Raw genomic sequence first — 23,629 nt, 5'->3', positions numbered from 1 at the left:
AATGTGAGATTTTGTGGACTTTGTGGAAATCCGCGCGTCAAAGCCCCAGCCACTGCGGCAGATCGCCCACCGTATCGAGCACCGCATCGGCCCCGGCGGCATAAAGCGCCGTGCGTGCCGCCTCAAGTCTCTGCGACCGCTCGGCCGCCTCAAGGGCGGCGAAGGCCTCTTCGGTCAGGCCCAGCTCATTGCCGCTAGCCGCCAAGCCAATCGTGTAGGCCCCGGCCGCCTTACCCGCCGCGATACCAACAGGCGCGTCATCGACCACCACCACATCCGCTGCGGGCCATACGCCCAGCTCGACCAGATTTTTCCAGATCATCAGCGGCGCTGGGCGGCCCTGCGGCGTTTCTCCGGCGCAGACGACCAGCTCCGGCTCATAACCCTGCGCCGCAGCGGCCGCCAGAATGGGCGTCATCATGGCGCGCGTATAGCCGGTGGAGGACCCGACGCGGATACCGGCAGTGCGCAACTGTTCAAAGGTGGCGCGCGCCCCCGGAATGAGGGTGGCGCGTGCCGTCCCCGCCGCCCGCATCAGCTCATCCAGATGGGCATAGATGCGCTCAATATCCGCGTCGGTCGGCAGGCGTCGGAACCGGTCCTCCCAGCGTTGCGCCACGGCAGGCTGGGCCATCAGGGCGGCGACGTGATCGCGCTTGGCCTGCCCCATGGGCAGGCGAACCTCCGCTTCGCTCACCTCTACGCCCGCGGCGGCAAAACCCTGCTGCATGGCGATAACCGGGGCCAGAGAACCAAAATCGACCATGGTCCCGGCCCAGTCAAAGATAACGGCCTTAGGGTGTACGGGTTTAGTGGTCATGCGAGATTTCCTTACCATACAGATCATTGAGCGTTTCTTCGGCAATGCCAAAAGATGTGGAGGCTCCGGTGCCGCTGGTCACCACGACCAGCCGTACCCGCTCAGCGGGTGACAGACGCATCAGGTCTTCGGCAGCGCTGGCATAGGTACCGAGCCAGCGCTCCGTCACAGGCGGCGGCTCGATACCCAGCACGCGCCGGAACTCATCGAGGATCAGCGCCTCGACCGTCACGTCGTAAAAAGGTTCGGGGGCACGTCCGTAATGATGGCTGTCGCCGACGATCAGCGAGCCATCGGCGCTCTGGGTGACGATCAGATGCACACCGGCGTCCCGGTGCGCCGGCTGTTGGCGACCCAATACCGCGCTCAACGCCGCACTTTCCGGGCGCTCGGCATAGCCGCGATAACGCACCAGAGACAGGTCGGACATGCGCGGGCAGATCAGATCAAAGCCCGGTGCCGCCAGACGCAGCATGTGCAACTGGCTGCGAGTCACGCCCTCGCGGGCATAGAGGTCAGGATAGAGGTGGGTCAGGTCGTCGCCGGGGCAGACAATAACGGCTTCGCTGCGCACGCGTCCCTGCGGTGTGACGACCTCGGTACCGTCTACCGTCAGCGCCGCCGTATCGAACAGGAAGGTGACGCCGTTGTGCGCCAGCCACTGCACCAGACGCGGTATGGCCGTGCGCGATTCCACGCGCAGCTCGTGCGGGCTGTAAAGAGCGCCTTCAAGGGCAGCGCCGATGCCGGCATAGGTCGCGCGCACCGCATCGGGCGTCAGAATCTGGCACTGCGCACCCATCGTATGCGCCGCGAAGGCTTCCAGCACCTGCATGGCTTCGGGACGCTGCGCGGTGACGAGCAGCCCACGCTGCATGATCTCGATCCCGGCCTGTGGAGCGATCTCGGCCCAGATGTCGCGGCTGCGTCGCGCCCGCCGCCAGGTGTCGGATTCCCCCTGTCCTGTCACGGTGACGAAACCGAAATTGCGAATAGACGCCCCAATGGGGGCGGCCTGACGCTCGATCACCACAGGCCGCAGCCCCCGCCGCAGCGCCATCAGGGCGTGCGCCAGCCCGACTATCCCCGAACCGATAATGGCTATGTCGTACATAGGCATCCTTGATCTGAAGCCACATAAGCCTGATAATTACAGGTGATCTCCATAAGCCCGGCCTCGGTTGTTTTTGAAGGCGGGACGGCGGCAGAAAACGATGAAAAAGCGCCCGCGCGTGGGTTCTGATCGCCGCCACCCCTCATTCTGTAAGCGCCTTCTTGCATAATTATTTTAAATATTAAAGTATCAAATCATGTGAATTTATTATGACGCCGCAATGAGAGAACGAATGCGCGGGTATCGTGAATTTGAAGTTCAGTTCATTTTGATATTGAGAGCGGGCGAATTTCAGATCCAGACCATTAGAACAAGTTTCAGTGGACAGACGGGCACGCTTGAGGCCTAATCGTGCTAACGATTGCACAATCGAGGGGATAAAGATGGGGCCCGATCCACACAATGCTGCCGCGGCGTGGCAGCACGCCCATCCGCTGACCATGGTGATGATTTCCAGCGTGATCTCGCTGATCGTGGTCAGTCTGATCGTGCTGATCCGCTGGGGCGTCAGCCATAAGGCGTGGGCCTTTCACCCGGAGGGGCCGCGCGGTTTCCTGAAGGACGAATGCGTGCGCTGGGGCGCGATCCTGCTGCCCTATCTGGTGCTGTCGATTGGCTTCAAATTCTTCATCTACGACCTGCACCCGGAATGGAACCGCCCGGAAGTATGGGCCGGTTTCGTTATCGTGGCCATTCTGGGCCGCCGCCTGCTGGCGCGTCACCCCTTCATCAAGGCCATGGGTCGCCACATTGATCTGGCCAAGGCGCAGGCCAAGGCTGCGGCCAAAGGCTGAGCCTATTTTACGCTTGGGGTTGGGCGGCATAGACCCGCGACAGATGCAAAACGCCGACCGCGGCCAGATAGACCGTACCCGCGACGAAAAAGATCAGGCTGTAGGAGCCGGTATATTCCAGCACCACGCCTGAAAACAGCGCCATCAACATCGCACCCACTGCCCCCGCCGCCCCGCCAAGGCCGACGACGCTGCCGACCACCTCCGGCGGGAAAAGGTCCGACGGCACGGCCAGCAGGTTGGCCGAAAAGGCCTGATGCGCCGCCGCCGCCAACGCCACGATCACAACCGACAGCCACAGCCACGGACTGAGCGGCACCGCGATCAAAGGCAGGATGACCAGCGCGCAGACGAACATCACGCGGCTGCGGGCGGACCCGACGCTGAGGCCACGCGCCATCAGCCGAGCCGAGGCCCAGCCGCCGATGATGCTGCCAAAATCGGCCAGCAGAAAGATCAGCAATAACGGGACGCCAAACTGCCGCAGATCCAGGCTGTGGGTGCGATAAAGAAAGTCCGGCAGCCAGAACAGATAAAGCCACCACACGGGCACGGTGAGGAACTTCACCACAATATAGACCCAGGCGCGCCGCGTCCGCAGCACCTGCGCCAGTGTGGACCAGCTTGGTGGCGTAACGGGCCGCGGTGCCTCCGCCGTCTGTGGCCGCTTGTATGTTCTGAACCACAGGATCAGCCATAAAAAGCTGACGAGGCCCGTGATCAGAAACGCCCCGCGCCAGCCATAGTTCTGGGTGAGCCACGGCACGAGCGCCAGAGTGAGCAGGGCCCCGGAGGCCGAGCCGGCGTTGAACAGGCCGATGGCCAGCGCCCGCTCCTGTGGCCGGAACCCCTCGGAAATCGCCTTCAGACGCGCCGGAAAGGTGCCGGATTCACCCACCCCCAACAAAAAGCGGATCAGGCCAAACTGCGCGGTTGTGGTGGCCAGTCCCAGCAGGGTGTGCGCCGCCGCCCACAGGGTGAAGGCCCCGGCATAGCCCAGCCGCGCCCCCACACGGTCCATCAAAGGCCCAAAGGTAAGAAAACCCACCACAAAGGCCGCGTGAAAGGCGATCACGACGCCGGAATAGTCGATTTCGGACCAGCCCAGTTCGGCCTGCATCATCGGCTTGAGCAGGCCGAACATCTGACGGTCCATATATGTCAGGCAGGAGGCCACAAAGATAAGGCCCACGACCCGCCATGGTCCGCGCCGCGCGCCCGTTTCCATCGTTTACCTGTCCCGTCTTTTGTTTGCCCGATCATGGGCCAAAGACGGGGCCTTGTCACGCGCAGCCACGGGAACGGCTTATGAGCCCGGTGCGAGGGGCAGGCTGAAAGGCACGACCGGTAAACCGCTCTTGCCATAGAGATTGACCGGCGGTGAGCCCTGCCAGGCGTAGCGCACCTGACGCGCAGAAGCGTCGGCGGGCAGGCGGACGGTGTCGCCCTCGACCTGCGCCGGAACGAAGCGGCATTTACCGCCCGCGTCGCACAGCTCAAAAGTCGCGGCCTCGTGCGAGCCGTAGGCGATCAGGCTGCCGCCCGTATCGGTAAAGCGCACGCGGATAGCGTCAGCGGCGGCTTCGGCCCTGACCGGTGATGGCGCGCGCAACAGCGGACGGCCATAGGCGACGCGCAGCATCTCAGTACCCAGACGCGCCCCGACCTCATCCTTATGCGCCGGGTGGATGTCATAGGAGACGCCGAGATCGATCAGGACAGCAAGGCCCATGTGCGGGTCCCTGGCCACGGTCAGGCGCTGCGCTTCCCGCAGCCTTGCCCAGTCATTATCGCTCGGCACGGCGCTGCGCGGCCCATAGCCCGGCAATTGCGCGATGATCACCGGCAGGGCCGGATCGTGGAAAAACGACCGCCACGAGGCCGCCCAGCCGTCCAGCAGCCCGGCATAGGTGGCCGCCTCGGCCGTATTGGTTTCGCCCTGATACCAGGCGATGCCTTTCAGCGCAAAACCGTCGAGCGGGGCGATCATGCCGTTCCACAACATGCTGACGCCGCGCGGCGCGGCCCACGGCACGAAGGGCGGCGGCGTCTTCCAGTTGCGGCGCTCTGACCCGGTCTTATAGCGCCACGGCCCGGACAGATCGAGCGCCTGAGCCCCACTCAGCTCAAGGCGCAGTTCCCCCATCTTACCCATCAGCCCGCCGGCCCCGCGCTCATCGAGCACGCGGATAGCGATGAGATTGCGCCCGGCCTTTAGAAGACCTGCGGGAAGGGTATAGACGCGGGGGTCGCTGCCCAGCAGCGTTGCGCCGACCACCTGACCATTGACCCACACCTGATCGCGCTCATCAATGCGCCCCAGCCGCAGGATGGCGGGTTTGCCCGCCTGTTCCGCCGTCAGCTCGACGCTATGGCGATACCACATCAGGCCATCAAAGGCGCGCAAGGCGGCGATGCCCGACCGCTCCCATGTGCCGGGCAGCGGCATTTGCGGCCACTGAGAGTCATCAAAGGCCGGGGTGTGCCAGTCAGAGGCCGCCGCATCGGCGGTTTTGGCCCAGACGTCCGTCGCCGCAATCAGCTCCGCCGTTGCCGCCTTCGGATCAGCCGCGAAGGCATTGAGCCGCTTGATATCGGCGGCATAGTCCGCGCGTTGGCCGAGAACCGCCGGAGCCATCCAGTCTTCGATCGAGGTGCCCCCCCACGAGGCCTGCACCAGACCGATGGGGGCCCCGGTATTGGCGGCGGCCATTGTGCGCGCCATATGCCAGCAGGCAGCGGAAAAGCCCGGCAAAGCCTCCGGCCCGGCCAGCGCCCACCCCTGTTCCGGCGTTACAAAGCGCTCGGCGCGCGGGCTGGCTGTGCGCTTGACCTTAAACAGGCGAATGGGCTTGCCCTGCCCCTCTTCGGCCGTGCGCTTGGGGTAGGAGGTATCGCCGACCGACAGGTCCATGTTCGACTGACCCGAACAGAGGAAGACATCGCCCGCCACCACGTCTTTCAGCGCGAGGCGGCTGCCGTCCGACGCGCTCACCTCTACTGTGCCATTGGTCCCGTCCGCGACAGGCGGCAGGGTGGCGCGCCATTGCCCGCCGCTGTCCGCTTTGGCGGTGGCCGAGGCGGCCCCAAAACGCACCGTGATGGTCGCTCCGGCAGGCGCATCGCCGCGCAGGCTGACGGGCTTACCGCGCTGAAGCACCATATGATCGCCAAACAAAGGGTCGATTCTGAGCGCGGTTTGCGGGGTCTGTGAGGGTTGCGGGGTTTGGGCGCTCGCGGCTGAGGTCAGCGCCATAAGGCCCGCCCCGATGACCGCAGCCCGTCGGGCGGTCTTCCTGATCATGCGTGTCTTCCTGTATTCACTCTTGTTTTGCCCATCTGCGCACAGGCGCAGAGGTTTGCCCAGAGTTATGCCGGGAGGTAATCAAAAAAAGATACCGGTGTCTATTTTAATCCCCAATCTACGACCTAAGTCGAATTCCTTTCTTTAAAGACAAAGGATTTAGCGCCAGATTCAAACTTGACACCGGTATCGGATTCGATTTACGCCATACCCATAGCCGGGCGAAGATAAAATAAGGCCCGCGGAGGAACACCCATGATGCCATCTTTCCTGACGGGCCACCGGCCCTTCAAGGCGGCCTGCCTGTCAACCGTCGCCGCTTCCGCCCTTACCCTTCTGGCCGGGCTGAACCCCGCCATGGCACAGACCAGTCCGACCGCAGAGCCCGCTACCGCTAACGACGGCGTCGAAGTCGTGGTGGTGCGCGGTATTCGCGGCTCGCTGAATGACGCGCTGGAAATCCGCCGCAAATCCGATGTCATCCTCGACGGCATCTCCGCCGATGACATCGGCTCGACCCCCGACCTCAATCTGGGGGAGGCCCTGCAACGCATCCCCGGTGTGCAGATCAACCGCTCCGACGACCGGCGTGACGCGACGATCAGCGTGCGCGGCCTGCCCAGCGAATACACCAAGACGACCGTGATGGGGCAAAGCATCGCCGCGCCGACTCTGGGGACCCGCGGTTCAGGCAATCCGTTCGGCATCTATGACGCTTCGATATTTGGCGGGGCCGATGTGGTCAAATCCTTCTCGGCCGACATGCCGGCCGGGGGGCTGGGCTCGGTTGTCAACCTGCGCATCCGCCCGGCCCTGTCGCGTAAAGAAGGCGGCGTCTTCCGCGCCGAAGCCCAATGGGAAGAGACAACGGCCAAGCTGAACCCCGCCTTCTTCGTCACCGGCTCGAAGAAGCTGTCACCGGATTTTGGCATCTACGGCACCCTGTCCTATTCGCGCCAGCTGTTCCGCCGCGACACCATCCGCATCAATGCCTATACGGCCTATACGCAGGCCCGCCTGACGCAGCTGGCGGCGGGCAATCCCGCCTTCGCTATCCCGGCCACCACGGACGGCGTCGCCAATCAGGTCGTCTATCCCTCCGAAGTGCGGCAATATTCGCGCACCTCCGACGGCTATCGCCTGTCGGGTGCCGCGGGCTTTGAATGGCGCGTCAATGACGCCCTGAATGTGCGCCTCGACGCCATTGCGACGCGCCGCGATCTGGATGAGGCCAATCTCGACATCCTGACGGCCTTTGCCTCGGACACGACCGGCATTGTCACGCCGCTCAGCAATCCGGTGAAGGTCGGACAGTTCGACCGCGGCTCCGACGGCACTATCGAAAACGTCTATGTGGTCAACAAGGTGCAGGCCAGCGACGTGCAACTGCCCATCGGCAACCGCGGCATGCCATCGGTTGACGAAAGCTTTGCCCTCTATCCGCAGATCAATTTCCGCACCGGGGCCTGGCGCATTGATGCCATTGGCACGCTTTCCGAAGCCCTGGGCACGCGCGACGAATACCTCTATGAGCAGCGTGTTCAGCCGACGACGGGCCGCACCGACACCAATGGCGACGGCATTGACGATACGACCAATGGCATCACCGCCGTGCTTGATACCGGCCTTGGCGATTACAAAAACTACCGTCTCGATCTCAACCTGCCCTCGCGCCTGCTGAACGTTGTGGGCCCCTATACAGTCAGCGCCGGCAACGCCATTCAGGCGCGCAATGGTCTGCGGCCGGAAAACGTCGTCTTTACCGCCAGCGGAGCCAATCATCGCGTGCGGCGCAACCTCTATGCGCTGGACCTGAAGGCGGCACGCGAACTCGATTTCGGCCCCCTCACCAGCGTCGAATTCGGCGTCTATTATTCGAAGGAAAAGGCGCGGCAAATCTATCAGGAAAACGCCAATCTGGGCCTTCAGCTCAACAACCTGACCAACGACATCTTCAAGCTGAACGACGCGGTGACCAAGGGTGGTAACTTCTTTGGCTCAGGCGCGCCCAATGCCGAGATTGATAACTTCTGGTCGGTCGATTACCGCCTGATCCAGCAACAGATCTTCCCGGTGCTCAACACGGTGCCAACCAATGTCGGTTTCACCATGACGGCGGCGCAACTGGCCACCTTCTTCCCGGAGCTGACGCCGGCGGCGCGCAACCGCATCACCTATGCGAAAATCCTTGAGCTGGCCCCGCGCAACGAACTGTCGGGCATGATCCAGCGCTTCCCGCTCAACCGCGTGGCGGGTCAGAACTTCCGCGCCTCGCGCGAAAACCTCGAAGCCTTCGCCCTGACGCGCTTTGACTTCTCCGAGGTGATGGACCTTAAGGTGCGCGGCAATCTGGGCCTGCGCTACGTCAAGGCCGACCTGACGGGCCTGATCGAGGATCAGGCGCTGAACTTCTATCAGGCTCTGGGCTTCACCAGCACCGACTTCCGCCCCGGCTACTTCCTGCCGCCGGAACCGGCGGGTGGCAGCTATGATGCGCTTTTGCCATCGATGAATCTGATCGTCGATCTGACACCGAAGCTGGTGGCGCGCGCCGCCTATTACGAGACGTTTGAAGCCTTTGATATGGTGGAGTTTTCACCAGCCCCCACCCGCGTGCTGGAAAATGTCGATCCGGATACGGGCGAGTCGCTTAGCTCCATCCGCATCGACATGAACCGCTTCGACCTGAAACCCCGCAGCTCCAAGGCGTTTGATCTGGGCCTGTCGTGGTATAATCGCCGCGGCAATGTGGTGGCGCTGGGTTACTTCCACAAAAAGATCGAAAACAACATCGTCCTGCAGAACAACTACTGCCCGGTGGGGCAGAGCTTCAGCGCGGAGGGTCAAACCTTCGGGCCGCTCTATGTCGATGGCACGGGCTTCTGCCGCATTCAGCAGGGGGCCACGACCGACCTCGGCAATCAGCGCATCACGATTAACCGCACCATCAATGACCCGAACGCCATTACGGTCGAAGGCTTTGAATTCCAGGTCCAGCAGGACTTCTCGTTCCTGCCCGGCCTCTGGAAGAATTTCGGCATGGTCTTCAACGCCACGAAGGTCACCTCCAGCGGGGCCAATGGCTCCAAACTCTATGGCGTGGCCGACAGCACTTATAACCTGATCGGCTATTACGAAGACGACAAGTGGCAGGCGCGTCTGGCCTATAACTACGCGTCCGATATCCTGCTCGAAGGCGGCTCGACCTTTACCGGCTCCTCCAGCCGTGTGCGGCCGCGTGGTCAGCTCGACTTCTCCGGTGCTTACACGCCCAATGCGACGACGGAGGTGCGCCTTGAGGTCTATAATATCACCAATTCGCGGCGCGAGGAGTACGAAGGCGTCGAGGCCTTTAACCGCGTTGCAGATTACGACGGCATCACCTATTCCCTCAGCGTAACAAAGAAATTTTAAACAGGCGTAACCAGCGTGGACGACACCAAACGGACCCCGGCCCCCAAGGAGCGCAACGCGGCCCCCCTTGGCCCCTCTGTGCGTAAGCCGGGGTCAGCCCTGACCATTACCGATGTCGCCGAATTTGCCGGGGTATCGAAAAAGACGGTCAGCCGTGTGCTCAATCGCGAACCGATGAAGGCCACCACGCGGGCGAAGGTCGAGGCCGCGATCGAGACCCTGGGCTTTGTGCCCAACGCGCAGGCGCGGGCGCTGGCCTTTCGCAAGAATTTTGTGATCGTGCTGTTCATCCATGACTCGACCTCGCCCATGGCCATGACGTTTCAGCGCGGCGTCCTGTCGGCCATTGGCGACAGCGAGCTGGCTCTGGCGGTGCGGCCGGTCAACCGTGAGTCGCCGGAACTGTTGAGTGAGATCGAGACGTTTCTGGCGCGTCAGAAGCCGATGGGGGCCATCTTCCTGCCGCCCCTGTCCGAGCGCGACGATATTGGTGAGATGTGCCAGAGGCTAAACGTCAAATATGTGCGCGTCGGCTCGGCCCAGCTCGATATGATGTCACGCAGCGTCTGGTCGAACGACCGCGAGGCGGTGATGGGTGCGGTGCGCGATATCGTGGCCCTCGGTCACAAGCGCATCGGCTTTGTGCGTGGTCCCAAAGGCTTTCTATCGGCGCGCGAACGCGAAACGGGCTTTCGTCAGGCGCTGGTCGCGGCCGGGGTCACGCCGGACGAAACGCTGTTTGCCGACGGGCGCTATACGTTCGACTCTGGTGTTGCCGCCGGTCAGGCCCTGCTCAGCCTGCCGCAACCGCCCAGCGTGATTTTCGCCAGCAACGACTCCATGGCCGCTGGCGTGGTGCGGGCGGCGCATGAAAAGGGGCTGAGGCTGCCGCAGGAGCTGTCGATTGTCGGCTTTGACGATGGACCGGTCGCTGTGCAGCTCTGGCCCTCCCTGACCACGGTTCACTGGCCCGTGATCGAGATGGGCGTGCTGGCTGTGCACAAGCTGGTGCCCGAAACCCTGCCGGCGGGCGAAGACCCCGCGGCCCTGCCCTCCATGGTCGCCCCGTCACTGATACGTCGCGAGTCTCTGGACGCACCCGCCCGATGAAAGGAATACCGCCATGCCTGACGCGCCCTCCCGCCGCGATACGTTGCGCCATCTGTCTGTCCTTGCAGTGGCGGGCCTGACGGGTATGGGGGTGTCGGGTGAGGCCCTGTCGCGGACGCCGTTTACGCGTACGCACAGCCTGCCCTCGCTGAAAGGGCTGCCCGACTATTCCTACGCCGGTTACGGCTTCGGCGTGGCGGCGATCCCGTCTGAGCCGGGCACCATCATCGACGTCAAAAGCTTCGGCGCGAAGGGCGACGGTGAGACCGATGATTCGCGCGCCGCGCGTGAGGCGCTGGCCGCCGCACACAAGGTCGAAGGCAAGGTCACGCTGCGCTTTCCGGCCGGGCGCTTCGTCCTGACCGAGGTGCTGCGCATCGAACGCAGCGATTTTGTCCTTGAAGGGGCCGGACACGACGATGAAGGCACCACCCTCTACTTCCCGCGCCCGCTACGGCTGGTCGATGAGACTCAGACCCTGAAAGAACTGCGCGAGTATATCCGCAAGGAAAACAAGCGGCAGGTCGAAAAGGACCGCAATATCGACTACTGGTTCAGCGAGTATAGCTGGAGCGAAGGCTTTATCCGGGTGGGCATCCCCGGCGTGCGCTATGCCGAGTACCTGCCGGAATATGACACGCCGCCAGACATCGTGACGGCCGGGGTTTCGGGTGCCAAATGGACGCGACAACTGGAGGTGGCCGACGCTTCGGGTATCACCCCCGGTCAAATTATCCAGATCCAGTGGTTTGCCGACAAGGGTCGCGGCAGCGCTATCCTGCACTCGCTCTATGGCAACACCACACGCACCCTGGGGCAGCGCCACTACGACAATCCGGCGCGCGCCCTGATCAGCCAGACCACCCGTGTCGTCTCGGTCAAGGGTAACCGGCTGGAGCTGGGCGACCCTCTGTTGCACGCCGTATCGGCGGCGCAACCGGCGCGCCTTGTGCGCAAGGCCTTTCTGACCGATGTCGGCATTCAGGGCCTGCGCATCGAATTTCCCGACGCGCCCGCCTTCGGCCACCATCTGGAAGAAGGCTATAATGCCATCGCGCTCAATGAGATGTTTGACGGCTGGGTGCGCGATGTCACCATCCACAATGCCGATTCCGGCATCCTGACCTATGACAGCGCCAGCCTGACCCTCAGCGGCATAGCCACGACCGGCGCACGCGAAGCGCACTATTCGGTGCACGTCGGCAATGCCCACAATGTGCTGGTCAAGGACGTATTGGTCGCCAATCCGGTCGTTCATCCTTTAAGCGTCAATACGCAGGCGACGCGCGCCGTCTATTCACGCGCGGTCGTCCTGACGCGCGGCCTGATCGACCAGCACGCCGGGGCCAATCATGAGAACCTGTTTGACGCGGTGCGCCTGCACATCCGCCCCAAGAAAGTGGACGGCCAAGGGCGCGAGATGTGGGTGCACGACACCTGGGCCGGGGGCGGCGCCCCCTACTGGCAACCCAATCACGGCCTGCACAACACGACGTGGAACCTCGAAGTCGTGATCGAAGGCGGCGCGCCGTGGGACGCCGAAGTCACCTTGCGCGGCCTCAAACAGGGGATCGGCGAAAACGTCATCGGCGTCTATGGCAACCGCCGCCTGAGCGTGCTCTATCCCGACGCCGCGCGGATTGAGGGGGTTAATGTCTGCATCGACGCCGCCCCCTCACTCTACGATCATCAGCTGGCCCAGCGACGGCATGAGGCGTTAGAAATAATTAGAGCCATTCGGCGGCTCAACTGAGCCGCCGATGCTCTAGATTCCTCCCGTTTCAGGATACCAGCCGTTAGCCGTGCGGCGCTGTACCGTCTGGCCCGCCTCGTCCGTGGCGAACAGGTGAATCCAGCCATTTTCGACCAGATCGCGCAGGGCGGCGTGGCGGCTCAGAACGCCGTCAATCGCCTCGGTCGGGGCGGCGATGACGACCGACAGACGCAACGCCTCGTGCCGGAAGCGCTGACCATCAAAGACCGATTGCAGCGGCAGCCCCAGTCTCAGATCGCCGCCATTGCCTTCCAGCACACCCAGATTACCGCCGACCACATTGTGCAGCACCTTATTGCCCGCCCCGAACACCTCCGGTGCCACGGTCGAGGCAAAGTATTGCAGGTTGATCCAGCTCGCCACAATCACCGGCGCGGTCAGTATCTGCTCTAATACGGCAAACCCTTCGTCATTTCGCCAATCGTAGGAATGCAGAAACACCCGTCCACCGAGATCCTTGCCGCGCGTCAGTTGACGCGGCGCGGCGATGAAACCGGCACAGCCGGCCAGGGCCCATTCCGGCCGCACCTGAGACGGATCAGCGGCCCGGCGGCGAAAAGCCTTCAGGGTCGGGGCCTCGTTCAGGGTCGGCGCGCGCACCTGCCGCATCCTCTCACCGGCCCGAACCGTGGCAGCCTTGAACGCCGCGACTTCAGCGGCGAGATGCGCCGGGATTAAGGTCTCATCGAGCAGGCTCAGCTCATCGGTCGTGGTGTTATGAACCGCACCGGCAAACCAAACGTCGGGGCTAAGTTCTATGCCTTTTTCGGCTTTCAGCAGACGCCGCACCTGCGGGTGATTGAGCATCAGGGCCGCGGCGCGCGCATTGACCGCGCCGCTGCGTCCGCCGCAGGCCCCGCAGTGCAGGCCCGCCGCGTGCGGATTGTTCAGCGACTCGCCTTCATGGCCGACCAGCACGACCAGCTTCGCCGTCGGCTGGGTGAGCCCCGCCCCCTTCAAAAGGCCCGCCGCCATGTCAACTTGCTGGGCGATGGGCATATGCAGGGTCACCTCGGTGACGGCCCGCACCGTTTCCGGTCCTTTGGCAAACAGGGTCGCGGCCAGAGACTGGGCCGACGCCAGTCCAAAACTTTCGACATAGCCAAAGGCCGAAGCCCCGGTGCGCTTCAGACCTTCGACGACCGTTTTGAGCACGGACTTTCGGGTCGCCTCAGAGGGTACGGCCTCGCAGACCAGCGCGCCGGGCCGCAACAGCGGCGGGCAGGCGGGCTGACGGCGGCCATCGGTCGTTTCAACGGCGATAGGCAGGCCGAAAAAGCCTGCAAAGCCCAAGGTCTCAATCCGCGGCCCGGCCTGTTCCAGCGCATGGCGATATAGCTCCGAACGCACGTCGATGCAGAAGATCGCCTGCGCCAGCGGGGCCGGAGCGGGTGGGGTCGCGCGACGCAGGCTGTCGAACAGACCCTCCCGCCAGCGGGTTTCCCGCGCCTCCAGCGGCGACACGTCGGGCAAGACGTCCGCACGTGTAGCACACAACGCGCGCCGCCAGTTCATGAGCGTCGTCTCATCCTTGAACGACCTTGCCGCCAGCACATCCCACGCCAGCCGGATGACGAGCAGATCGCGCAGGCCGTCATCCGTGCGCGCGTCAAGCTGAGCTTCCCAGTCGCGGTGACGCATCCAGGCGGCCCAACCGCCAACCGTGCAAATCAGACGCTCCAGATAGGCGGTCTCGGCCTCTGCGGGCAGATTCAGGGCGCTCAGCAGGACTTCTGCGGCCACCACAGCATCGGTGGGCAGGGCCGCGACCTGCGCGCGGAAACTCTTAAGCCCAAAGATTTCGGGGGCACGGTCGTGCACGGCTTCGGCGCGCCAGGCGGCAAAGGGCGTATCACCCTGCCATGGATTGCCCCAGACGGCCTGCCCCTGATCGTAGAAGCCCGACGCCCACTGCGAAATTCGCCCCGTTACGAAATCGCTCAGCGGTTTATTCAGCGTCTTGCCGAAAGCATCGCTTAGCGTTTCAACCGGCGACGGCAGGGCCGCATCGGGCAGCAGGTGCGCGCCGTGGCTGCGGGCGACATCAAGTGCAGCCTGCGCGAAATCGACGCCGCTGCGGGCCATGAAGGGGTTGACGGCGACAAAGCTTCTGAGCGGCCATTGCGGCGACACGCGGCGAACAATCGCCTTTAACCGCGTGTCCAGTGCCTGTTCTGTCGTGGGAAAGAGCAACGTAAAAGCGTTCATGGCTGGGTACTCCGGTTAGAGCGCTTTCCGAAAAGTGTGAGGCACTTTTCGGATGCAAAAGCGCGTTAAATCATAAATTTAGAGCGTTATTTCGCTGCATCGAACGGCGTTGTGACTCCCTCTGAACGAAATACGCTCTAAGCCAGGTATTGATGTAGAAGCCGTTTTTCAGATGAACATAAAGGGCCATCACCGGCGGCCAGCGAGGCGCACTTAAGGCCAGCCACTGCCCGATGCACAGGATCACCATGCCCGCGACGGTCACCGTGGCCAGCAGCGGCGAAACATTGAGGGATGCCTCACCCAGCAGCCGCTCGATCACGCCGTGACCTAAGAGGGCAAGCGTCACCATGCCCGCCGTGACGACGGTCAGGATCAGCGGGCGGCGCGCTTCAAGCACGGTAACAACCCCCATGGCGGCCAGAAGCGTGACCAGCAGGCTGGCCGACAGGGTGCCGGTGGCCAGAAGCGTCAGGCTAAGGCCCGCAAGGACAGCCAGCGGCAGGAGGGCGGCGACCGAGCGGTCCTGAACCGGCTTTTTGTCGCTGAGCGTGCCGGCGGTGAGGAAGGCATTGGCCTTGTAGGCGGCGTGGGCGAGGATGTGGAACAGAGCCGCCCCGAAGGCCCCCAGCGCGCATTGCAGCAGCATAAAGCCCATCTGCGCCACGGTGGACCAGGCCAGTGCCGCCTTGACGCTGTTCTGCGCCATCATGGCCAGCGAACCGACGATGATCGAACCGAGCGCCAGAAGGACCAGCAGGCCCTGCGCCACCGGGCTAAGCATAAGCACGTCCGAAAAGCGCAGCAGCAGGACGCCACCGGCATTGACCACACCGGCGTGCAGCAGGGCCGACACCGGCGTCGGCGTCTCCATGACCTCAATCAGCCAGCCATGCACCGGGAACTGCGCCGATTTCAGGACGGCAGCGACGACCAGCAACAGGGCGGCCAGAGTGACGTCAAAAGGAGCCGCTCCGGGCAGACGCGCGGCGATCTCAGTCATGTCGAGGCTGCCGGTCGCGCGGTAAAGACCTATAAAGGCGAGGACCAGAGCCGCGTCGCTGAGGCGCGCCAAAAGGAATTTCTTGTGCGCGGCCAACCGCGCCCCGACCCGATCCGGATAGAAAACGAGCAGCTTGTGCAGGGTCAGCGACATGGCCACCCAGCCCAGCGCGAAGGTCAGGAGGTTCGCTGAAAGCACGAACAGGATGACGGTGGCGAGCGTCAGGTGCAGCCCGCCCAGAAAAGCGTCCTGCCGCGCATCGCCATCGAGATAGTTCTGCGAAAAGCGCAGCACCGCCCCGCCGACCAGCGTCACCATGGCCACCAGTGCCGCGCCCGTGGCGTCGAACCGCAGGCCGAACCACTGGGTCTCCGGAGGCGCGGCACCGCTGATCCACACGATAGCCAGATAAAGAAGGGCGGTCAGACCGACCGCGAACCCGGCCATCGACAGGCCAGTGGACAGACGGCGCAGGCTTCGCAGGCCAACAACCCGCACGCTCACAGCCCCTACGGCCACATGGAACAGAGCAAGACCAACACAAAGACCGAGACAGAGCCCGGCAAGTAGCGCAACCGACATGGCAAAAACTCCCGTTGGGTTGCTGATACGGGGCCATAAACAATATAAAAAATTCAAAGATTGAATTGTTTTGTTAGATAAATTAGAACGAACCCATGGCCAGCCTGAATTTCAAACACCTGCGCTATTTCTGGGCGGTGGCACACGAAGGGCATCTGACGCGCGCCGCCGAGGCCTGCAATGTGTCGCAATCGGCCCTGTCGGTTCAGATTCAGGCACTGGAGGCACAACTGGGGCACGCCCTGTTTGAACGGCGCGGGCGGCAGATGATCCTGACTGAGGCCGGGCGCGTGACGCTCGACTATGCCGATACGATTTTTGCAGCGGGTGACGAACTGATCGGCACACTGGAAAACCGTGGGCGGGCGCGGCAAGTGCTACGCATCGGCGCGCTGGCCACGCTGTCACGCAATTTTCAGATGCAGTTTCTGAAACCCCTGATGGCGCGCACCGATGTCGATATCGTCCTGCGTTCGGGGGCTCTGAGTGAGCTTCTGGAGGGGCTTCAGGCCCTCGAACTCGACGTGGTTCTGGCCAATATGGCCCCGGCGCGTGACCGGCTTAACCCGCTGATTTCACATCGCATTGCTGATCAGACGGTGAGCCTGATCGGATCGCCGCAGCGCATGCGCGACGGGGCCAGCCTGCGCGCGTATTTAAGCGAAGCGCCCCTGATCCTGCCCGGTCATTCGAGCAGCATCCGCGCCGGATTCGACGCCATGATCAACCGGCTGAATATCCGTCCGGTAATTGCCGCTGAAATCGACGACATGGCCATGATGCGTCTTCTGGCCCGCGAAGGATTTGGTCTGGCTATCGTGCCGCCGATCGTCGTGCGCGATGAATTACAGAGTGGTCTTCTGGCCGAATTTGCCGCCCTGCCCGACCTGCGCGAAACCTTTTATGCGGTAACGGTTGAACGCCGTTTTCCCAACCCATTACTGGCCACCTTGCTCTAGCTTTAGCCGCCTGGATCATTATGATTTCTGGTCGAAACATAATGGTCCAGGTTTTGTTTAGCCCCTCGCCGGGCGGTGGCTTTGCCACCTTGGCCGCCGCCTCAATGGCGGCTTGAGCGGAATGATTCCACTAGAAATCATTCCGCTCGAAAGACGCGCTTCATAAAATCCGAAATTGAAGTCGCGACGTACTAAAGGCACATCGCGATGACGGAACGTGCGTTTTAAACAGACCTCTAACCTTATGGAAATCTTATGAAAACGCTTGCACTTATCCTGCTTTGCGCACCCGCGCTTGCGTCCCTGTCTCTGGCCTCTGTGGCCCATGCCGGCCCTGTTGAGTCTGGCCGCTGGGCCGTCAGCGGCAGCATTGGCACCGAAGTCCCCGTCTCCGGCGACGTGCACGGTGGCACGACGACGGGTCAGATTCCTCTGGCCACCATTGCCTCGCTGCGTGACACCGGCGCGCCCGCCCTGCCCGCTGCGCTGACCGCCACCGGCAATGCCGGTCAGTTGCGCATTCAGTCGCGTGGTTTCGATGATATCTATGACAATGCCACCGCGCTGAACTTCGAAGCCACCTATGGCATCGGCGAGGGTCGCGAATTGTTCGGCAGCTTTGACTATGTAAAGGCCGATGAAGGCTCGACCCAGGTCGGCACCGCCGCTGTGGTCAATGGCACCAACACCGTGGCCGAAGTCCCGGTCTATGGCCGCTTTGGCGAATATAAGGGTATGGGCGTCTCTGTCGGTGCGCGTCAGTGGTTCAACGAAGGCGGCACGTTCGAGCCCTATATCGCCGGACGCATCGGCGTCAGCAAGATCGACGAAATCCGCGCTACCTCCACCATCCCGGACCTGACCATCAATCAGTCTCTGCGCAACGTCCCCTTCTATGATGACACGACGATCCTGACCGCCGGGGTCGAAGCGGGCGTCAGCTATAAGATGTCGGAAAACGTGTCGCTGATCGCGGAAACGGGCCTGCGCTACTATGGCAAGCTGGACGGAAACGACAGCACCATTGGCGGTCTGGGCCTCGCCTCGATCAATGAGGAAGGCAACCGTCTTGTGGTGCCGGTGACGCTGAAACTGCGCGCTGTGTTCTGAGGAAAGCGCATGATGAGAAAGCGTCAGGGTCTGGGACCGATCGGTTCCGGACCCGACGCCAGCGGGGCCCTGATCACACGGATAGCCTCTGCATTGAGCCAGGCGACGGCCTGATCAGAGATCTGATCATCGGTGATAAGCACATCGATGTCTTGCAACGGGCACACCGCCAGAACGCCGCTGCGGTCAATTTTGGCAGACTCCGCCAGAAGGATGACGGTTTCAGCCTGCGCCACAAACCTACGGTCGGATTGCACCCGCAAGGGATCGGTCTGCATCACGCCCTTGCGCGACAGGGCCTGACACCCCAGAAACAGCTTGCTGGCGCCGAACCCCGTTGAGATCGGGGGTTCATCAGCGGCCGGATGCGGGCGGCCTGTTCGGCCATCGGTCTCATAAGGCGTCAGCATGACCTGTTGTTCGCGGAAAACCTCCCCGCCCGCCAGCCGTACCCGGACCTGTGGCTTGTCGAACAGGTTCAGCAGAACGGGGATCGAAGCGGTCAGCACCTGACACGGCCTGTCTCCCATCTGTTCAGCCATGAGAGCGATCGTCGCCCCGCCAGCGAGGATAAGGCTGTCATGCGGTTCAACGAACCTCAAAGCCGCCTGAGCGATAGCGCGGCGCGCCGCGAGGTTTGCCGGCGGAAGACGCTCAGGGTTTGGGGCAGCCTGTGCAAGGGCGCGGGGCACGGCCCCTCCCTTTACGCGTATCAGATGACCCGAATTGTGCAGTTGCGTCAGGTCACGGTGGATTGTCGTGCGGGACACGGCCAGATGGCTCGCCAGTTCCTCTATGGTGGTGATACGACTGGGCCGCAGCAGGGCGGTAATGGCGCGCCGCCGGTCAATCGCATACATCATCAACCCCTTATGAATCTAAGGCTGCGTAGCGGTCAGGTCGGTCAGCAGGATCAGGTCAGACGGCTCCGGAATACGCGGTTGTGGCAGGTCGCGATTGGGCGGCAGGGCCTGCCAGACGAGGGTGTACACCCGGCCGTTCGGGCCGGTCGTCTGGGCCGTCTGCACGCGGCTGACATCCGTGACCCCGATACGCGCCGCCGCCCGGGCGTTGAGGCTCTCGACCCTGCGCTCCTCAATCCGCTTCAGGGTACGTGCATCGACGACGAACTCAAGCGCCTGCCCCAGCCGCGTCACCGGTATAATGAGCTGGCCAGCCGAACCGGGGCGCGCGCCTTCGACAAACAGTTCGCTGTTCAGCGAGCCGCCGCCTTTGAAGTCCCAGCGATAGTTAGTCCAGGCGCTGATCTGTTGGCGGTTCCACGTCTTGCCTTCGCGGCGCGCCAGCCAGATCTGCGTGTTTCCGGCGGCGTCGTACTTGTGGTAGGTGATGGTCACGCGCTTGTCGGCATCGAAGCCGATGACCGTATTGTTGTTGATCATGCCGCCTCGGACCGGCACCGGATCGACGATTTCGGCGTCCTTCAGCCGGATCGGCAGGGGCAAAGGCGACCCGTCAGCCTTTTCCCAGTGGATCAGGTCACGGCTGCGCGCATAGGACAGGTCGTGATTGGTTTCGGCCATCGGCGAGTCGCGCCACACCCAGGTGATGTGAAACCAGCCGTCCGGCCCCGACACCGGGCCTACGAAATAGGCATTTCGCTGCCCTTCGCCATCGACCAGCGGGGCTGAGGTCAGGGCCAACCAGCGACCGGTGGCGGCATCATAGACATTATAGACTTCGTTGCCGCGGCCGCTTGAGCCATCGCGATACTTATAGACCAGCCGCCCATCGCCATCGTGCAGGAAGATGGGATAGGTCATGTGGGCTTCACGCGTCGCCTCGACCATGACCGGCATGCGTTTCAGGGTGCGCACATCGCCGGACGGGTCGCTGCGGAAATAGGTCAGGGGATCGACGTGCATGTTGCCCGCCACGTGCAGCGCCCCTGCGGGATCGAGCGCCATGGCGATATAGTTATGGCTGTCCCAGCCGAGCCAGGTATCGACCTTGTGATAGACCCAGTGCGCCGGGTTGTTCAGCGGCCGCTGCGCCACGGTCAGTTGCCGGTTGGCGTCGTAATAGGCGACGTACAGATGCGTCTTTGACACCGCCATGGCAAAGCGCGCGCTGTGGCCCGACCACACGCGATCAATCGCTTCGGGCGGGGCCGAAGGGGGCGTCTGAGCGATCGCCGTCGTCGCCAGCAAAGCACTCAGGAAGAGGGTGGATAACGCACGCATAAGGCAAGTGTCCTGTGTGAAAAGGCCTTGTCAGGAACGGGGCCGCCCTGCGACGGCCCCCTTAGATCATTATGATTTCTGGTAGAAACATGATGATCCAGATTTTGTTTAGCCCCTCGCCGGGTACGGGCGGCGCCACCTTGGCCGCCGCCTCAATGGCGGCTTGAGCGGAATGACTCCATCAGAAATCATTCCGCTCAAGCTTCAGTTAAAAGGTCGCTCTTACACTGACCTGGAAGGTCCGTCCGTCATAATCGACGCGCCGCACCTTACGCTCATCGCCTTCAAACTCCGTGCGCTTTTCGTCGGTCAGGTTGAAAGCATCCAGACCGATGGTGATGCGGCTGCTGAGGTTATAGGAGGCCGACAGGTCAAACTGTCCGCGCGCCTTGACCGAGCGGGCCGCGCCGGCAAAGGTGCCACCAGCCGCCAGATCATAGACATCACGGTAGTTATAGACGGCGCGCACGCCAAACTGATCCGTCTCATAGAAAACGATCAGGTTGGCCGCGTTTCTCGACACACCCGGCAGGACGGCCGAAGCGCCATTGACCGTCTTGCCATTGACGTCGGCGTAGGAATAGTTGAACGCGCCACCCAGCTTGTCAAACGGGGCCGGCAGGAAGTCGAGGTTTTGCTGAATGGTCAGTTCAGCCCCGGTCACTTCCAGCGGCGTCGGTGAGTTGATCGCCCCATCGACATTGATCTGCGCCCGCGTACCCGCCGGGGTGTTCAGCGAGCTGTAGCAGAGATCGCCATTCACCGACCACGTCCCCAGACCGAGACCATAGCCATCCGCCGGGCAGAGGAAGGCATCGCGGGTTTCGGCCTGAATCTGACCCTTGATCTCCTTCTTGTACAGGGCGAGGCCGATCAGGCCATTGCGGCGATTATACCATTCAAAAGACACATCGTAGGAGTTGGAGGTATAGGGTTCGATCTCCACGCGTCCAAGGGCGATATTATAGCCATCCACGGTCGGCGTGACCGTCGTCGAGATGGGGGAAATGTCGCGGGGATTGGGGCGCACAAAGGTCTTGTAAGCCCCTAAGCGCACCACAAAGTTTTCAGCGACATCGGCGGCCAGCAGCAGGGACGGCAGCGTATTGCTATATTCCGTTTCCCGCTCGTTCAGCTTGAAGGTCGCCGTCAGGCCGCTGCCGGTACGATCCAGCGAGGTGATCTTCTGCTTGGTGTTCTCCTGACGCACGCCCACATGACCGCGCAGGCGGATGCCGAGCACCTCGGCATCGACCTTACCCATCAGATAGGCCACATTGACATCATCAGACTTGGTGAAGTTATTGCCCGTGAAGTTGCCATCGGCCGGATCATTGACCCAGCCGCCATTGGTCAGGCGCTGACCTGGCAGCAGGGTCACCGGTTGCAGACGCGACACCGCATAGTCGAAATCGACCGTCTGCCAGTTCTTCAGATAGCCATCGGCCTTACCGCCGAAAAAGTCATCGGCAAAGGCGCTGCGGACCACAAAGCGGCTATCGATATTCTGGCTCTGCACGCCGACGGCGCTGGCGCGGTAGCCGGTCGATGAATATTCGCTGGCTTCCGAGCGCAGACCGAACTGCACGCTGGACAGCCAGGATGACTCCACAAAGCGCTCAATATCGGCCTGAACGGTGCGGACCGAGTTCTTGGCGGCGGAGTCGCTGCCCGCCACGATGAAGCGGTTCAGATTGCCGTTGACCAGTTCCGGACCGGAGGGCGGCGTATTGGGGCTGATCCAGGGGCCGGACGTATCGGTGACCAGCGGTGTGGTCTGGGTGAAGGCCATGCGGAAGGCTTCGATGTCAGAGCCGCCGCTGAACAGGCTGCCCGTCAGGCCATTGCCAACCCCTGACGTCCCCAGCGGCTTGGCGGGATTACGCACGTCCAGCTGGCTCTGGTACGCAAAGTTTTCAGCCTCGGAATACCCAAAGGCCCCGTTGATGCGCCACGTCTTGTTGCGGAATTCCGCCGACAGATGCACCCCGTTGGTCATCTGCTTGAACGACTCCTTGCGATAGGAGGCGTATACGCGCGGATTGGTAAAATTGTACTGATCGACATAATAGCGCCCGTCCGCCTGCTGATACGGCGTGATGGTTGGGTCGATAATGGTATTGGCGTCACGGAAGTCGATATCGAGGATGTCGGTCCCGGTCAGCGGCATATCGCGGTTGCTGTAGAAATAGGTGCCGTTGACGCGCAGATTGTCATTGACCTTGTATTCGCCACCGATAACGCCGGTGAGAAGCTCACCTTCGTTATATTTGACGCCCTGCCGGATATCCGAGGGCAGAAGGACGCCGGTCTTGGACTTGGCCCCCGTGCCACCCGCGGCACAGACATTACCGGCCGCGCACGACCCGTTGGTTTCAAACGGCGCGTAATAATCGGCAAAACGCGTGGCAAAGCCCGGCGTCGTGGTCGCCGAAAGCGTCGTATATTGCGGGAAGTGGATAGAGTCGCGGCGGAAGTTTTCCTTGCGATAGGCGATGGTGCCAAACACGGCGAGGCGTTCATTGAGGAAATGCCGCGTGCCCCCCAGCGTAACCGAGGGCGTCACATAGTCACCGAGCGTATTATATTCGGTGCTCACCTTGGCAAAGGCGCCGTCCTTACGGCTGAGCGCCGGTTGGATCTGAAGGTCGATATTGCCGCTGATGCCGCCCGACTGATCCGCCGCCGACACCGACTTGATGACCGAGATGGCGCTGAAAATATCCGAGTTGAACGCCCCCAGAGGCGCGGCCCCGCCCAGCACCGGCGAGGCAAAATTCATCCCGTTGAGCGTAATCTTGGCATAGCTGCCCGGCAGGCCACGCAGGTTGATCGAGGCATTGCGCGAATCTTCTTCGCGGTTGACCTGAATGCCGGGGATACGTTGCAGAGCTTCACCCACATTGAGATCAGGGAAACGCCCCAGACCGTCCGACGAAATACTGTCCGAAACCCCGACCGCCGAACGCTTCATACGCAGCGCGTCGGCATAGCTCTTGCGAAAGCCCGTGACCACGACCGTTTCCGTCTGATCCTTGGGCGCAGAGGCCGCCGGGGACGTCGCCTCCTGCGCAAATGCCGGAGCTGTCGCCAGGGCTAGCAGGCTGACCGAGGCGCACAGCGCCGCGCCCGCCCGGGGGCTGACCTTTTTCATGAGTATTTCCTCGTCTGGGTTTATAATTTGTCTGAAAAAGAGGCACTTGTCCCCTTTCTGACTGTCCCAACGAGTGGCT

The 23,629-nt window shown here is 62.5% G+C and carries 15 protein-coding genes; 6 read left to right on the top strand and 9 right to left on the bottom strand.

The window, feature by feature from the left end:
* Positions 1-37 precede the first annotated feature (37 nt).
* Positions 38-820: a phosphonoacetaldehyde hydrolase gene (phnX, locus tag Q0072_RS12950; protein ID WP_298330834.1), complete on the bottom strand. Its 783-nt coding sequence runs from the start codon at positions 818-820 to the stop codon at positions 38-40.
* Positions 810-1,934, bottom strand: a complete 1,125-nt coding sequence (locus tag Q0072_RS12945) for a TIGR03364 family FAD-dependent oxidoreductase (protein ID WP_298330831.1) — start codon at positions 1,932-1,934, stop codon at positions 810-812. Before Q0072_RS12945 ends, phnX begins: the two co-directional genes overlap by 11 nt.
* A gap of 383 nt (positions 1,935-2,317) precedes the next feature.
* Between Q0072_RS12945 and Q0072_RS12940 the strand changes: the two genes are divergently transcribed.
* Positions 2,318-2,728, top strand: coding sequence for a hypothetical protein (locus Q0072_RS12940; protein ID WP_298330828.1), 411 nt, complete (start codon positions 2,318-2,320; stop codon positions 2,726-2,728).
* A 7-nt stretch (positions 2,729-2,735) separates the two neighbouring features.
* Here Q0072_RS12940 and Q0072_RS12935 read toward each other — a convergent pair whose 3' ends face one another.
* Entirely contained in the window at positions 2,736-3,956 is a 1,221-nt protein-coding gene (locus tag Q0072_RS12935) for an MFS transporter (protein WP_298330825.1), read from the bottom strand.
* Positions 3,957-4,034: 78 nt separating this feature from the next.
* Positions 4,035-6,032, bottom strand: a complete 1,998-nt coding sequence (locus tag Q0072_RS12930; RefSeq protein ID WP_298330822.1) for a sialate O-acetylesterase — start codon at positions 6,030-6,032, stop codon at positions 4,035-4,037.
* A gap of 255 nt (positions 6,033-6,287) precedes the next feature.
* Between Q0072_RS12930 and Q0072_RS12925 the strand changes: the two genes are divergently transcribed.
* From Q0072_RS12925 to Q0072_RS12915, 3 genes are read left to right on the top strand one after another with little or no spacing between them, the layout of a single operon-like run.
* A complete protein-coding gene (locus Q0072_RS12925) occupies positions 6,288-9,446 on the top strand; it encodes a TonB-dependent receptor (protein ID WP_298330820.1) in 3,159 nt (1,052 codons plus the stop codon).
* 15 nt (positions 9,447-9,461) lie between these two features.
* Positions 9,462-10,556, top strand: coding sequence for a LacI family DNA-binding transcriptional regulator (locus Q0072_RS12920; protein WP_298330818.1), 1,095 nt, complete (start codon positions 9,462-9,464; stop codon positions 10,554-10,556).
* Positions 10,557-10,569: 13 nt separating this feature from the next.
* Complete coding sequence (locus Q0072_RS12915) at positions 10,570-12,309, top strand: glycosyl hydrolase family 28-related protein (RefSeq protein ID WP_298330815.1); 1,740 nt, start codon at positions 10,570-10,572, stop codon at positions 12,307-12,309.
* Positions 12,310-12,321: 12 nt separating this feature from the next.
* Here the strand turns inward: Q0072_RS12915 and Q0072_RS12910 are convergent, their stop codons facing one another.
* Together Q0072_RS12910 and Q0072_RS12905 are read right to left on the bottom strand one after the other, a co-directional pair.
* A complete protein-coding gene (locus tag Q0072_RS12910) occupies positions 12,322-14,538 on the bottom strand; it encodes a DUF2309 domain-containing protein (RefSeq protein ID WP_298330813.1) in 2,217 nt (738 codons plus the stop codon).
* 70 nt (positions 14,539-14,608) lie between these two features.
* Positions 14,609-16,123, bottom strand: coding sequence for a proton-conducting transporter membrane subunit (locus Q0072_RS12905; protein ID WP_298330811.1), 1,515 nt, complete (start codon positions 16,121-16,123; stop codon positions 14,609-14,611).
* A 95-nt stretch (positions 16,124-16,218) separates the two neighbouring features.
* On the opposite strand from Q0072_RS12905, the gene Q0072_RS12900 reads away from it, so the two are divergent.
* Both Q0072_RS12900 and Q0072_RS12895 read left to right on the top strand, forming a co-directional pair.
* Entirely contained in the window at positions 16,219-17,082 is an 864-nt protein-coding gene (locus Q0072_RS12900; RefSeq protein ID WP_298330808.1) for a LysR family transcriptional regulator, read from the top strand.
* Between the two features lie 255 nt (positions 17,083-17,337).
* Positions 17,338-18,192: an opacity family porin gene (locus Q0072_RS12895; RefSeq protein ID WP_298330805.1), complete on the top strand. Its 855-nt coding sequence runs from the start codon at positions 17,338-17,340 to the stop codon at positions 18,190-18,192.
* 23 nt (positions 18,193-18,215) lie between these two features.
* Here the strand turns inward: Q0072_RS12895 and Q0072_RS12890 are convergent, their stop codons facing one another.
* From Q0072_RS12890 to Q0072_RS12880, 3 genes are all read right to left on the bottom strand, one after another.
* Positions 18,216-19,055: a DeoR/GlpR family DNA-binding transcription regulator gene (locus tag Q0072_RS12890; protein ID WP_298330802.1), complete on the bottom strand. Its 840-nt coding sequence runs from the start codon at positions 19,053-19,055 to the stop codon at positions 18,216-18,218.
* Positions 19,056-19,070: 15 nt separating this feature from the next.
* Entirely contained in the window at positions 19,071-20,396 is a 1,326-nt protein-coding gene (locus Q0072_RS12885) for a BNR repeat-containing protein (protein WP_298330799.1), read from the bottom strand.
* Between the two features lie 208 nt (positions 20,397-20,604).
* Positions 20,605-23,550 carry a TonB-dependent receptor gene (locus Q0072_RS12880; protein WP_298330796.1) on the bottom strand — a complete coding sequence of 982 codons (2,946 nt, stop codon included), beginning with the start codon at positions 23,548-23,550 and terminating at the stop codon, positions 20,605-20,607.
* Positions 23,551-23,629 lie beyond the last annotated feature (79 nt).

Source organism: Asticcacaulis sp. (assembly GCF_027484505.1).
GTDB lineage: Bacteria > Pseudomonadota > Alphaproteobacteria > Caulobacterales > Caulobacteraceae > Asticcacaulis.
This window is presented reverse-complemented; position numbering and strand designations above follow the sequence as displayed.

What these genes read in the sequence shown, in the direction of transcription:
- Q0072_RS12885 (WP_298330799.1), bottom strand. Translation starts at nt 20,396, where the DNA reads ATGCGTGCGTTATCCACCCTCTTCCTGAGTGCTTTGCTGGCGACGACG.
- Q0072_RS12910 (WP_298330813.1), bottom strand. Translation starts at nt 14,538, where the DNA reads ATGAACGCTTTTACGTTGCTCTTTCCCACGACAGAACAGGCACTGGAC.
- Q0072_RS12930 (WP_298330822.1), bottom strand. Translation starts at nt 6,032, where the DNA reads ATGATCAGGAAGACCGCCCGACGGGCTGCGGTCATCGGGGCGGGCCTT.
- phnX (WP_298330834.1), bottom strand. Translation starts at nt 820, where the DNA reads ATGACCACTAAACCCGTACACCCTAAGGCCGTTATCTTTGACTGGGCC.
- Q0072_RS12895 (WP_298330805.1), top strand. Translation starts at nt 17,338, where the DNA reads ATGAAAACGCTTGCACTTATCCTGCTTTGCGCACCCGCGCTTGCGTCC.
- Q0072_RS12925 (WP_298330820.1), top strand. Translation starts at nt 6,288, where the DNA reads ATGATGCCATCTTTCCTGACGGGCCACCGGCCCTTCAAGGCGGCCTGC.
- Q0072_RS12935 (WP_298330825.1), bottom strand. Translation starts at nt 3,956, where the DNA reads ATGGAAACGGGCGCGCGGCGCGGACCATGGCGGGTCGTGGGCCTTATC.
- Q0072_RS12900 (WP_298330808.1), top strand. Translation starts at nt 16,219, where the DNA reads ATGGCCAGCCTGAATTTCAAACACCTGCGCTATTTCTGGGCGGTGGCA.
- Q0072_RS12945 (WP_298330831.1), bottom strand. Translation starts at nt 1,934, where the DNA reads ATGTACGACATAGCCATTATCGGTTCGGGGATAGTCGGGCTGGCGCAC.
- Q0072_RS12880 (WP_298330796.1), bottom strand. Translation starts at nt 23,550, where the DNA reads ATGAAAAAGGTCAGCCCCCGGGCGGGCGCGGCGCTGTGCGCCTCGGTC.
- Q0072_RS12890 (WP_298330802.1), bottom strand. Translation starts at nt 19,055, where the DNA reads ATGATGTATGCGATTGACCGGCGGCGCGCCATTACCGCCCTGCTGCGG.
- Q0072_RS12905 (WP_298330811.1), bottom strand. Translation starts at nt 16,123, where the DNA reads ATGTCGGTTGCGCTACTTGCCGGGCTCTGTCTCGGTCTTTGTGTTGGT.
- Q0072_RS12940 (WP_298330828.1), top strand. Translation starts at nt 2,318, where the DNA reads ATGGGGCCCGATCCACACAATGCTGCCGCGGCGTGGCAGCACGCCCAT.
- Q0072_RS12915 (WP_298330815.1), top strand. Translation starts at nt 10,570, where the DNA reads ATGCCTGACGCGCCCTCCCGCCGCGATACGTTGCGCCATCTGTCTGTC.